This window comes from Hymenobacter sp. HD11105 (assembly GCF_054051685.1).
On record NZ_JBSWBR010000001.1, the window covers coordinates 547,403 to 560,268 of the forward strand.

General features: G+C 54.6%; 10 protein-coding genes. 6 read left to right on the forward strand and 4 right to left on the reverse strand.

Features of this window, described 5'->3' with window-relative positions:
* Positions 1–113 precede the first annotated feature (113 nt).
* Entirely contained in the window at positions 114–1,670 is a 1,557-nt protein-coding gene (locus ACW9KT_RS02510; protein ID WP_457077810.1) for a hypothetical protein, read from the forward strand.
* A 63-nt stretch (positions 1,671–1,733) separates the two neighbouring features.
* Here the strand turns inward: ACW9KT_RS02510 and ACW9KT_RS02515 are convergent, their stop codons facing one another.
* On the reverse strand, positions 1,734–2,018 hold the full coding sequence (locus tag ACW9KT_RS02515; protein WP_457077811.1) for a hypothetical protein: 285 nt from the start codon (positions 2,016–2,018) through the stop codon (positions 1,734–1,736).
* A gap of 287 nt (positions 2,019–2,305) precedes the next feature.
* Between ACW9KT_RS02515 and ACW9KT_RS02520 the strand changes: the two genes are divergently transcribed.
* The gene (locus ACW9KT_RS02520; RefSeq protein WP_457077812.1) at positions 2,306–2,707 is read left to right on the forward strand and encodes a hypothetical protein; all 402 of its coding nucleotides are present in this window, start codon (positions 2,306–2,308) and stop codon (positions 2,705–2,707) included.
* A gap of 150 nt (positions 2,708–2,857) precedes the next feature.
* Positions 2,858–3,877 carry a hypothetical protein gene (locus ACW9KT_RS02525; RefSeq protein ID WP_457077813.1) on the forward strand — a complete coding sequence of 340 codons (1,020 nt, stop codon included), beginning with the start codon at positions 2,858–2,860 and terminating at the stop codon, positions 3,875–3,877.
* Positions 3,878–3,907: 30 nt separating this feature from the next.
* Here the strand turns inward: ACW9KT_RS02525 and ACW9KT_RS02530 are convergent, their stop codons facing one another.
* The gene (locus ACW9KT_RS02530) at positions 3,908–4,426 is read right to left on the reverse strand and encodes a hypothetical protein (RefSeq protein WP_457077814.1); all 519 of its coding nucleotides are present in this window, start codon (positions 4,424–4,426) and stop codon (positions 3,908–3,910) included.
* Positions 4,427–4,819: 393 nt separating this feature from the next.
* Here ACW9KT_RS02530 and ACW9KT_RS02535 point away from each other — a divergent pair, with 393 nt between their 5' ends.
* The 3 genes from ACW9KT_RS02535 to odhB all read left to right on the forward strand — a co-directional run bounded on the left by ACW9KT_RS02535 (position 4,820) and on the right by odhB (position 11,012).
* Positions 4,820–6,019 (forward strand): L-dopachrome tautomerase-related protein, encoded by a 1,200-nt coding sequence (locus ACW9KT_RS02535; protein WP_457077815.1) that lies wholly within the window; start codon positions 4,820–4,822, stop codon positions 6,017–6,019.
* A gap of 219 nt (positions 6,020–6,238) precedes the next feature.
* On the forward strand, positions 6,239–9,094 hold the full coding sequence (locus tag ACW9KT_RS02540) for a 2-oxoglutarate dehydrogenase E1 component (RefSeq protein WP_457077816.1): 2,856 nt from the start codon (positions 6,239–6,241) through the stop codon (positions 9,092–9,094).
* 112 nt (positions 9,095–9,206) lie between these two features.
* Positions 9,207–11,012: a 2-oxoglutarate dehydrogenase complex dihydrolipoyllysine-residue succinyltransferase gene (odhB, locus tag ACW9KT_RS02545; RefSeq protein ID WP_457077817.1), complete on the forward strand. Its 1,806-nt coding sequence runs from the start codon at positions 9,207–9,209 to the stop codon at positions 11,010–11,012.
* A gap of 101 nt (positions 11,013–11,113) precedes the next feature.
* On the opposite strand, the gene ACW9KT_RS02550 is transcribed toward odhB, so the two are convergent.
* Both ACW9KT_RS02550 and ACW9KT_RS02555 read right to left on the reverse strand, forming a co-directional pair.
* Positions 11,114–11,467, reverse strand: a complete 354-nt coding sequence (locus ACW9KT_RS02550) for a group III truncated hemoglobin (protein WP_457077818.1) — start codon at positions 11,465–11,467, stop codon at positions 11,114–11,116.
* Between the two features lie 243 nt (positions 11,468–11,710).
* Entirely contained in the window at positions 11,711–12,709 is a 999-nt protein-coding gene (locus ACW9KT_RS02555) for an EamA family transporter (RefSeq protein WP_457077819.1), read from the reverse strand.
* Positions 12,710–12,866 lie beyond the last annotated feature (157 nt).

The following is a 12,866-nucleotide window of genomic DNA, read 5'->3' on the forward strand; positions in this document are numbered from 1 at the left end:
ATTATCAATCAATAGCGAGGATAAATACTTGATTTACAGTTGTTATAAATGATATTTTATTAGACTTTACAAAATGGCCCCCAGCGGCTATATTTAGCTTTTCCAATTCGTATATGGATGACCTGCGCACCACCCTGGCTACTTTCTCGCCCGACGACCGCAAGGAGTTTGGCCGCTTTGTGCAGCGCCAGCGCAAAAAGGCTAAGGGGCGCATGGATTCGCGCCTGTATGAGCTGTTGTTGGCGCCCAAGGCTTATTCGACGGAGGAACTGCTAGCCAAGCTTTACCCCGACGAGCCCAACGCCGTGGCGTATTACGCCTTGCGCAAGCGCCTCATGCGCCACCTCACCGACTATCTGCTGCTGCGTCAGCGCCAATTCGATCCTACGGCGGCGTCTTCGGTGCGCGGGCAGCTCACGCTGGCCCAATACCTGTTCGACGCGGGTGTGCCGCGGCTGGCGTGGTCCACATTGCGCAAAGCCGAGAAGCTAGCCCACCAGAATGAGCAGTATGAGTTGCTTAATTCCATTTATAACCTTCAGATTGCCCAAGCCAGCAGCGAGTACGCCGACGACTTGGACGACATTATCCGCCGCCGCAACCACAACAAAAAGGCTGCCGACGAGGAGGAGCGCGCTGGTATTGCCGACAGCCTGATTCGGGCCCGCCTGCGCGAGGCCCGCAGTCGGGGCCGGGCCGGGGAAGCCTTTGATAGCATTATGCAGGAAGTGCTGCGCGAGTATGACTTGCAGGAAGCTTTTGCCCGCAGCCCGTCGTTGCTGTACCGGCTCATGTCCATTGCTCGCAGCTCTATGCTGGTGCGCCGCGATTTTGTGTCGTTTGCGCCCTTCGTGCGGCGCTGCTACACGCTTATGGAAAAGCGCCACGGCTTCCGTCCCGCCCACCGCTACTACCAGCTGGGCCTGCTGTATATGATTGCTCACGCCCAGTACCGCTCCCGTCGCTTCACCGAGTCGATAGCTTCCCTGGAGCAGCTGCGCACGGCGCTGTACGCAGGCTCGCGCAGCTACATGAGCGATTTTTACCCTAAATACATTTTTCTGCTAGCCGCTAATTATTCATTTTTACGTCGCAACGCGGAGAGTATTAGTCTACTAGAAAACTTGCTGCAAGGCCGCGAAGTAACGCTTACGCCCGCCGACCAGCTCACGGCTCGGCTGGGGCTAGGCTTTCATTACTTTGCCGAAAACCAATTTGCCAAAACCAACCAGGTTCTCATTGGTATCGGCCGCTCCGACCACTGGTGTGAGCAGAAAATGGGCGTGGAATGGGTATTTAACAAAAATATGGGTGAGATGCTGGTGCAGCTGGAACTGGGCAACCCCGACTTGGCCATGAACCGCCTGCGTGCCATTGAGCGCGGCTTCCGCGAGCGGTTTGGGGAAGGCGGCCCCTATCAGTACGTGCTTCGTTACCTGAACTTAGTGCGCGACATCATCGACGATCCGGCCGCGGCCACGCGCCCCGGCTTCCTAACGCGGGTGGAGCAAATGGCCGATGCCGTACCGCTGGATAGTGAGCGGGAAGACCTTCACGCCATGAGCTTCTACGCCTGGCTAAAGGCCCGCGCCCTGGACCGGCCGTACTACGATGTGCTAATGGAACTGGCCAGGGCGGGCAAACCCGAAGTGCAAGCGCCTGTACAGTAACCACAACAAAAAGCCCCCCAGACCAGGTCTGGGGGGCTTTTTATGATTGCTTAAGCAGCAGAACTAGTTTTGCTTAGCAGGTACTTTTTCTACAAGCTTGTCAGCTTCTTTGTTTTGAACTACAGCCGTATCGCCGGGCTCACGCTGCATATCAGCATTCAGGTCAGCAGCAGCGTTGTCGGTAGCACCTTCGATGGCGTCGCCAGCGTTTTCAACATTGTTAGCAGCATCGTTGGCAGCACCTTCAGCGGTAGCTTCGGCGCTCTTCTCGGTGCTCTCTGAGCAAGAAGCAAGAGCGAAAGGAGCGAAAGCGGCTAAAACGAGCAGGGATTTGAAAGTGGTTTTCATGGCTAAGGGAAATAAATTCTGGTGAGTAAATAATGGGTTCATACCGCTTTCTGTAAAAAGTAACCCGCTCACAACTAAATTTTTCTTGATACTAGCCAATTATGTAAGCAACTACAGCAGTTGGTGCAGTGCCCAGAGCCGCGAAATGAACTTGCTGCTGCGCCCGGTGGAAGCACCTAAGCTGCCGCAAAAGCAAGCGCTGCATCAGTCATTACACCTAGCGCTTAACTTTTAAGAGCTGATGCCAGTATAGCAAAGACGTTCCCTTCTCTTTGCCTCTCTGAACTATGGATTCCACCGCCCAAACCCCCCAAACGCCCCTCACGCCCACCATCCCGCTCGACGTGACTGAGCAGCAAAACACGGCGCTGCTCGACGATACCCTGAAGCTGCTCAACGACGGAGTGCCCAGCCGCGAGAACCAGTATGGACTAACTGAAATTGACCGCTGGATAGAAGTGTTGCGCGCATCGGAGCGCCCTGGCTTGGCCAAAATAATCCAGGAGCTGAACACACTGCGCGAGCAGCTCACCGACGACGATACCGAGTCGCACTCCATTGCCGAAACCTTAGCTACGCTAGGCGCCGAAGCTAATAAAGTGGCTGACGAAGCGAATAACACTTACACTGCCTCGCTCAATCATTTGGGCAAGGTTCTGATCAAGCTTGGTTCTTCCCTGTCGCGCTAATCAAAGCCACCAACGAATAAAAAAGCCCCCCAGAAGATTCTGGGGGGCTTTTTTATTCGTTGAGAAAGAGCGAATAGCTGCTGCTGTCGGCGGGAGGTGGATAAGGTGCGGGCTGCCGCCTATTTTTGCGCTTTCTTCTTTTGCTGCGCTATGCCTACCTCCACACCGCCCGACCTCACACTCTACGATCCGTTCAGCCGCATGCAATTCGGCGACCAGCACTGCTTTCTGTGCGGCGCGCCCACCGATCCGGCCCTGGATTCGGTGCCAGTGTTTGCCGAGTGGCTGCAAGCGCGCTACCAGCTAACCGAGCGGCAGATTCTGCTACTCGACCAAAGCATCCGCACCTATCAAGACCTGCGGATTCCGTGCTGCGCGCGCTGCCGCACCCAGTACGTGGAGCCCTTGGAAGCGCAAATGGCTGATACGGCTGCGAAAGAGCTGGAAGGCTGGCGCGCTTTGCCCGAGAAAACGTTGTTTCTGTGGTTGGGCAAAATGTTCTACGGTATTTTGACCACCGAATTGCTCACCGAACTCGACCCGCTGGTGAAGCCTCGTTATCCTTTGGCCGAAAACGCACAGATGTTTCGTCGCTTTCAAGCCTTCTTCCAAACGTTTCAGGCTTTACGCGTGCCCATCGAGTTCTCGGACTTCCTGCCAGCCTCGGTGTTCATTCTTGAAACCGCTCCGCACGAGGATACCATTGCCTTTGAGTACGACGACGACCTGACCACGATGGTCTTCAGCATCAAGCTGGATAATGTGGTATTGATGGCCTGTCTGATGGATAATGGCATCATTCGGCAGGCAATGGGACAGGTGCAGGCCGACGCCCAGCGTCCGCTGCACCCTATTCAGGTAGCCGAGTTCAAAGCCCGCGTATACTATGCGGCTTATTTGTTCGGCGTGATTCCCGATTACTTTGTGCGCACCCCACGGCCCGGCGATCAACGCCTTACCTACGATACGCTCATTGATGACGTGACAGGGGGCATTTTTGCTCCTTGGCAAAACTCAGCCTATGCCCAGTCATTACTGGAAATGTGGAAACGCTGGCAAATTCCGTACACTACCATTATGCGCGACCCGGAGCAGCCGTTAAGCTTTTTGTATGAGCCCGATGGGCAACCCCGCGAAATGACTGCGTACCAGCCGGAGGTACAAAGCTGAGCGTCTGGGGGCAAAATATGTGGCGTCGGCTTAACTGGCCTGCCACTGCAATTCGGGTTTGAGTACTTTGCTGATGCGCACATCGTCCCACTTGCCGTAAATCTTTTCGTCTTTGTGCACCAATAAGTCAATAGTGCGGCGTAAGCGACGATTCATTGTGTCGTGGAGTTCATACACGCCATCAAGTTTGGGCGAGATTCCACTGACGTGAACTAAGTCACCGTATTCAAACTTGCCACCATTTTGCTTAAGCATATCCCGGGAAAGAGCTATCCAGCGGTGCTTGCTCGAATGATTTCGGCTAATGCGCGAGTTATCGGCGGTAATAAGCGGGTCAGAGTCCGTTTGTCTGGGCTCAGCCCAATAAACTGTGGCCGTTACTTTGTAGCCAGGTAGGTGACGGGGCAGCACAGCGGCTACCGGTGTAGGAGCATCAAAAATGATGTGCCGAGGAGTAAGATTAGTAACCGCCGGCGTAAGTGGCAGCGGTGCAGAGGTACTTGTTTGAGGCGGGAAGAGGAGAGTTAGGATAAATAACGCAATAGACATGACATCAGGTGTGGTGACTCTTCTATAACTCCCGAAGAGGATGGGCCGCTCCCGCAGTCGCGCGAACAGAACCGATTAACTCGCACCTCCAGTAAAAGGTTGCACTACATTCTGACTAGTAGATGAATACGTTGTTTAAGGGGATGAAAGGGCTGTTTTTAGCAGTAAATTTATTTATGATTGGCTTTATTTAATATTTTAAGCAATATATTCGACTTTTTTAATTATAGAGCAAGTTTATAGTGTCGTCCAAACAGCATCATTATTACCCATATTTTCTGTTGCATTTCGCCCATCCGAATCAGGAAAACTTGCTTACGTAAGGGGACGTAAGGAAAGTACAGTCCGGGTTACTCCGTGATTTTTCGCCGCCTTCTTAACCCCTTACATCGTATGGCAGTATCTGCCCTAACTACCACGTGGCGCTCGACCTTAGCGCTCAGCGCGGGCTTGTTTTTAATAAGCGCCGCCTTCAGTTGCTCATCACCTTCTGGCTCTGGTGCTACCACTCCCGGCTCCGACGACAGTGACTCTACGGGTACCGCTCGGTCAGGAGCACCGGCCAACTCACCTCTTCAAGTGGTAGCTGAGTTTCGGGAGCCGCAGATAGTAGGAGTAGCCGTTGTGCCCGATGGGCGAGTATTTGGCGTTTTCCCACGCTGGGACAACAATCCCGTCGCTCCGGTAGCGCTAATTGGCACTGATAACTCAGTACAGCCTTACCCCGACGCTGGTTGGTGCACTTGGAATGACTCAGTGCGCAACGAGCCCCAAAAGCATTGGGTCTGCCCGCAGAGCGTGCACGTCGATCAAACCGGCATGCTCTGGGTTCTCGACCCCGCCGCGCCGGGCTTAGCCGCCACCGTGCCGGGCGGCCCCAAATTAGTCAAGATTGACCCCAGCACTAATAAGGTAGTGCAGAACATTAGCTTTCCAGCTTCCGTGGCCCCGCGCAAATCTTACCTAAATGATGTGCGCATCGACACCCAGCGCAACGTCGCTTACATCACCGACTCTGGCATGGGCGCCATTGTAGTAGTCGATTTAAAAAACGGTACCTCGCGCCGCCTACTCGCCGACCATCCATCAGTCCACCCAGAGCCCGGCCTCATATTGAAAGCCGACGGTCACCCTATGATTGACCCTAAAGGCAAACCCATGGCTCTACACGCCGACGGCATTGCTCTTAGCCGCGACAACGCCTATTTATATTGGGCACCTCTGACAAGCCACACGCTTTACCGCATCAAAACCGAAGCTCTGCGCAGCACGGCTCTATCAGCTGCTCAGTTAGGCCAGCAAGTAGAAAACATGGGTACGATACCGGCCACCGACGGTATGGAGATAGACGCCAAGAACAATGTGTATCTAACCTCCTTCGAGAATAATGCCTTGGTGCGGCGTACCCCCGATGGCAAAGTGCAAACTCTTGTGACCGAGCCTCGTTTGCAGTGGCCTGATACCTATGCCATTACTGGGAAGGATGAGTTGTTTGTGACAACTTCTGCTATTCATAAAGTACCAACATGGAATAAAGGCGTTGGTAAGCAGGATCAGCCCTATCGCATTCTTAAAATGGCTTTGCCACAGTAGAAATTCGCTTAAACATTCTGTGTTTTATCAAAGCCTTTCCTCTTTTAGAGGGAGGGCTTTGTTTTTATTTTGAATAGATTGGCTACTGAACGCAACGTAACGATTGCAGCGTAAAAATCAATTGGTTGAAATACAGGCGTATTTGTGAACTCGAATACAGGTTTTCAGCTTTAAACTAGGCTGTATACCTTTGACCTGACTCACTTAGCTCCTTACCCGATGGACGCTTACTCTTACATCGCCAATGCTCACGGCGACTACATAGACCAGCTTTATAAAACTTACCAGCAAGATCCCGAATCGGTGGATTTTGGCTGGCGCAAGTTCTTTGAAGGCTTTGACTTCTCCCAGCAGTTTCCAAATGGCGACGGTCAGACTACCCAACCTACTGGCTCAGGTGTATTAACTACTCCTGCTTCCACCAATGATGCGGAAGCCGTTCGAGCCGTGGACACGGTGGCTGCTGATAAAGAAACGCAGGTGCGCAACCTGATTCATGCATTCCGCAGCAGGGGGCATTTACGGGCCCGCACCAACCCCGTGCGGGAGCGCAAAGACCGCAAAGCCCGCCTCGACATCGCTGACTTTGGCTTGACCGAAGCCGACCTCGACACTCCGTTCAGAAACGGTGAGCTGTTGGGCTTGGGCACCGGCGCCAAGCTGCGCGACATTGTGGCCGCTCTGGAGAAGATCTACACCCGTAGCATCGGCTTCGAGTATATGTACATCCGCGACCCCCAAATTCTGGACTGGTTCCGAGATAAGGTGGAGAAAGATTCCTTGAGCTTTAATCCTGGTCTGGAGTATAAGAAGCGGATTCTGAGCAAACTAAACGAAGCCGTAGTATTTGAGAACTTCTTGCATACCAAGTTCTTGGGTCAGAAGCGCTTCTCGCTTGAGGGCGGCGAAACCACTATTCCCGCTCTGGATGCCATCATCAATAAAGCCGCCGATTTGGGCGTGCGTGAGGTGATGATTGGTATGGCTCACCGTGGCCGCTTGAACGTGTTGGCCAACATCATGGGCAAGACGTACGAGCAGATCTTCTCAGAATTCGAGGGCACTGCCGTACCCGACCTAACGATGGGCGATGGCGACGTAAAGTACCACATGGGCTACTCCTCTGAAGTAGACACCGAGGGCGGGCACAAAGTCAACTTGAAATTGGCCCCCAACCCCTCCCACTTGGAGGCGGTGAATCCGGTAGTTGAGGGCTTTGTACGCGCCAAAATCGCGCACCAATACAACGACGATTACCACCAGATTCTGCCCATCCTGATTCATGGTGATGCAGCGCTGGCTGGCCAGGGCATTGGCTACGAGCTTACCCAAATGTCGCTGCTGGAAGGCTACCGCACGGGTGGTACCATTCACTTTGTAATTAACAACCAAGTAGGCTTCACTACCGATTTCGAAGACGCTCGCTCCAGCATCTACAGCACCGATTTAGCAAAGATCATCGACGCGCCAGTGCTGCACGTGAACGGCGACGACCCAGAAGCGGTAGTCTTTGCTGTGCGCCTCGCTACCGAGTACCGCCAGCAGTTCCACGCCGATATCTTCATTGATATGGTGTGCTACCGCCGCCACGGCCACAACGAGTCGGATGAGCCCAAGTTCACTCAGCCTACGCTCTACAACATCATTTCTAAGCATCAGAACCCGCGCGAGGTGTACAACACTATGCTCGTGCAGCGTGGCGACGTAGATGCTGAGCTGGCCAACCAGATGGACCGCGAGTTTCGCGAGATGCTGCAGGCCCGCCTGGATATGGTGAAGCAGAAGCCTCTGCCATATAACTACCAGGCCCTCGAAAATGAGTGGCGCAACCTGCGTCGGGCCACGGATGCCGACTTCGAGCAGTCACCCGAGACGGGCATCAGCGAGGAGTCGATTATGAGAGTAGGCAAGGCGCTGACTACGCTGCCCGAAGGATTCCGGCCGCTGAAGCAGATTGAAAAGTTGACTGAGGAGCGCCGCAAGATGTTCTTCGAGACGCGCATTCTGAACTGGGCAGCGGCCGAGCTTTTGGCTTACGGCTCCCTGCTCCAGGAAAAACACATTGTGCGTGTGAGCGGACAGGATTGCCAGCGCGGCACTTTCTCCCACCGTCACGCCGTGCTCCACGACGCGGAAACTTCGGCTCCTTACACTTCCCTGAACCACATTGAGGAAGGCCAGGAGAAGCTGCGGATTTACAACTCTCTACTCAGTGAGTACGCGGTGTTAGGCTTCGAATTTGGCTATGCCATGGCTAACCCTACTGCCCTAGTAGTGTGGGAAGCGCAGTTCGGTGACTTTGCCAACGGTGCCCAGACCATGATTGACCAGTTCATCGTGTCGTCGGAGAGCAAGTGGCAGCGTATGAATGGTGTGGTAATGCTGCTGCCCCACGGCTATGAAGGCCAAGGACCAGAGCACTCCAACGCCCGCCCAGAGCGTTTCCTGCAGCTTTCGGCTGAAAACAACATCGTTGTAGCCAACATCACGACGCCGGCCAACTTCTTCCACGCCCTGCGGCGCCAGCTCACCTGGAGTTTCCGCAAGCCGCTGGTGGTGATGTCGCCCAAGTCGATGCTGCGGCACCCGCTGTGCGTATCACCAGTGGAGGAGTTTACGGGGGGCAATTTCCGCGAGGTTCTTGGTGACGTGTACGCTGATACCAAGAAGGTGAAGCGTGTACTGCTGTGCTCCGGCAAAGTGTACTTCGATTTATTGGAAGAGCAGCAGAAATCTCAGCGCAAGGACGTAGCTATCATTCGTTTGGAGCAGCTCCATCCTTTCCCCAAGAAGCAACTCAATGCTGAGCTAGCCAAGTATCCTAAGGCCAAGCTTTTCTGGGTACAAGAAGAGCCCGAAAACATGGGCTACTGGAATTACATGCTGCGCTTCATGCGCCGCGAATTGGAAGATGTGATTGCCCGTAAGCCCTCGGCATCGCCAGCTACTGGCTACAATAAAGTGCACGTGAAAGAGCAAAAGGACCTCGTGGCCCGCGCTTTCGAGACGTCAGCACCAGCCAGCGAAAATATTGAAGCAGTCACAGAAGTGGCTGACAAGAAACTGAGCAGCTAATAATAGACGCACCGGCCAAGAATGTATTTCGCAATACGTTTTTAGCCGGTGCTCATTGCTGTTCTTGAATACCTCAACTTCACCCTCCCGAAACTCTTCAACCGTTCCACCTATGGGTCTGGAAATCAAAATCCCCGCCGTTGGCGAATCTATCACCGAAGTGACCATTGCCAAATGGCTCAAAAAAGATGGTGAAACCGTGAAGCGTGACGAAGTTATTGCCGAGCTAGAGTCGGACAAAGCAACGTTTGAGCTGCCCGCCGAAGCGGATGGCACTCTGCAAATTCAGGTAGCCGAAGGTGAAACCATTGGCATCGGTACTGTCATTGCCAGTATTGGCGGTGATGGTGCAGCGTCCTCAACTTCGTCTGCCGCCACTCCGGCTGGCGGATCGGCACCTGCTACGGCCACCTTGGCTGATGCCAAAACGGATTCCGGCGACCCAGCCCAATCGAGCACCCAGAATAATACGGGCAGCAATGGGAATGGCAGTTCGGGGGGCAAATCCAACAATGCCGCTGACCCCATTACCCAGGGCGAGCAGAACCCCGAAGCCAGCAATCAATCAGGCTACGGCGGTTCCGCTGCCGGCTCGGCTGATAAGCCCACCGCACCCGCTACGGGCGGCAGTGCTCCTGCTAGCAGCGGCGCTACTGGTGGTGGTGAAGTGAAAGAAATGAAGATTCCGGCTGTCGGCGAGTCCATTACGGAAGTAACCGTAGCCAAGTGGCTGAAAGCTGATGGCGCCCAGGTAGAGCGCGACGAGGTAATTGCCGAGCTCGAATCTGACAAGGCGACCTTTGAGCTGCCCGCCGAAGCGGCTGGCACGCTCCGCCACGCGGCGCAGGAAGGCCAAACCATTGCCATCGGAACCGTTATTGCCCGCATTGAAGGCAGTAGCGGCGCGGGCGCAGGAGCCGCTCCGGCCGCTGCACCCGCCGCTCAAGAGGCGAAATCGGCTTCGGCTGCTCAGCCTGCTGCTTCTGCATCGGGCAGTGCTACCTATGCAACCGGCACGCCTTCCCCAGCGGCTGGCAAAATCCTTGGTGAAAAAGGTATTGCTAGCGCCGACGTTCAAGGTACTGGCCGCGACGGCCGCATTACTAAAGAGGACGCCCAAAACGCCCAAGCTAAGCCAGCTGCTCCTGCTCCGCAAGCACCGGCTGCCGCGCCAGTCGCCAGCGGTCAGCCAGCTGCTCCAGCTCAGCCCGCCGGTGAGCGCAACCAGCGCCGCGAGCGCATGAGCAACCTGCGCAAGACCGTAGCCCGCCGCCTAGTAGCGGTGAAAAACGAGACGGCCATGCTCACCACCTTCAACGAGGTGGACATGCAGCCCATCATGGACCTGCGCACCAAGTACAAAGACAAGTTCAAGGAGAAGCACCAAGTTGGTCTCGGCTTCATGTCCTTCTTCACGAAGGCCTGCTGCGTAGCCCTACAAGAGTTCCCCTCGGTAAACGCCCAGATCGACGGCACTGACATCGTATTCAACGACTTCTGCGACGTAAGCATCGCGGTATCGGCGCCGAAGGGCTTAGTGGTACCCGTGATTCGCAATGCTGAGAAGCTGTCTTTCGAAGGCATTGAGAAAGAGGTAGTACGCTTGGCTGTAAAAGCCCGCGACAACAAGCTCACCATCGAGGAAATGACCGGCGGTACGTTCACCATCACCAATGGTGGTGTGTTCGGCTCCATGATGAGTACGCCCATCATAAATGCCCCCCAGTCGGCTATTTTGGGGATGCACAACATCGTTCAGCGCCCCATCGCCGTGAACGGACAGGTGGTAATTCGCCCCATGATGTATTTGGCCCTGAGCTACGATCACCGCATTATCGACGGACGCGAGTCAGTGTCGTTCCTGGTGCGCGTGAAAGAGTTGCTGGAAGATCCAACTCGTCTGCTGCTCGGCGTATAGGTAGCTGTAGTATAGAAGCAAAAAGCCCCCCAGCTCTTACGGCTGGGGGGCTTTTTGTATGATGAGCGTACGCTAGTTTGGCTGTGGAAAGGGGCGGAACTCTACTCGACGCTGATGGCAATGGCTTGTGCTTTTACTTTGGCTTCTTCGGCCTTATCTCCCGCAAAGTTCTCCTCTACGGCTTTGCTGAATAAGCCAATCCACTGGCGCTGGTAAGGGCCGCGCGCAGGCATAGCTAACTGCTGCGGAATAGGACGACCTTCACCGTGAACGCGCCCAAACAAGGTGCTGCTCCAGTAATCATAGAGCGAGGTGAGATGGTTGGGCCAATGCACTGCGGCTACGGCGCTGAAAATGGGCGAAAGCAAGGCGTCTTGGTTAACCTTTTGGCAAAAGCAGTCTACCAAAACCTTGATATCGCCTTCGGTACGGATGTCAGGAAGAGCAGTTGGCATAAGTAGCTATATAGCAGTTGGGTGATACATACGTCAAGATTCCGACACCGTTGTCCCGCTACTATAAGCGTGACGTGTGCCCAAAGTAAACATACAAAACTTAAAGATATTAATTCAATTTAATGTGAGATAAATTATAGTGGTGAGTTGAAACACAGCTCTGCTATCATTAAAGGCTATACTTCTTATTGTTCGAACATGAGTTAGTATCAAGACCAAATAGTCGCGTAGCACTACTTGTGGCTAGACCACTTTCTTCCGCTCTTCTGTCTCAGTGGTTTTATTACTGAGTGGTGTTGGTGCCGGCTTGCGTCCGCCCAGCACGACCATCATAACCGCAATGACAATTAGAGTCGCGCCGCCAACCATATTGATGTTGAGCGTTTCGCCCGCAAAGGCCCAGCCTAGGAGCACCGCCACGACGGGATTTACGAAAGCATAGGTGCCCGCTAGCGCCGGCTCCACCGCACGCAACAGCCAGATGTAAGCCGTGAAGCCCACAATAGAGCCAAACGAAACCAAATACACGTACGCCCACCACGATTTGGCCGTCACCTGGGCTAACTCAAACCCGTTGGCTTCACCCCGAATCAGCCCGACCAGCAGCATCACCATTCCCCCACAAATCATCTGCATGCCACCGGCCACGAAAGGGGAGGGCGCTGCTTGCTTTTTCTTGGAATATAACGACCCGATGGACCAAAGCAGCGCCGCCGTCAGCACCATGGCAATACCAATGCCCTGCTTACCCGGCAGCGCCACGTGCGACGCCCCCGGATGGCTAGCCAACAAATAAACGCCCCCCAACCCGATAGCCAGCCCCAGCGCTACCAGCGCCGTGGGCCGCTGCGATACCCCGCTCATCCAACCCAGCACCGCCAGAAACATGGGTACCGTAGCCACCAGCAGCGAGGCCATTCCTGTCGGAATGTATTGCTCACCCAGCGTCACGCCGCCGTTGCCGAAGCCTAGCAGACATATCCCGATAATGATAGCAGTAACCCAGCCTTGGGCTGTGGGGGCTGGAGCTCCGCGCAGGCGCATGAAGCCGTAGAGCAGCACGCCCGCCAGCGTGTAGCGGGTGCCCGCCATGAGCAAGGGCGGCATGGAGTCGATGGCAAAGCGGATACCCAGGTAGGTAGAGCCCCAGATAATATACACGGCGGCAAAAGCCAGCAGGATAGCGACTTTGGAGGGCGCGGCCGCAGTTGCGGGCGTAGTGGAAGTAGTACTGGGGGGCATTTTCAACGGTTTTACAACTGCAAACCTACGGCAAACCCCTTTGGCTGTTCACCTGAATCTTGCGGTATCAAGCAAAAAGGACGCAAAATAACCCGAAGACGGCTTTGGGTAGAAAAACCCGCGATATTGGTGAGCTATTGCCGAGGTAGGTTACGCA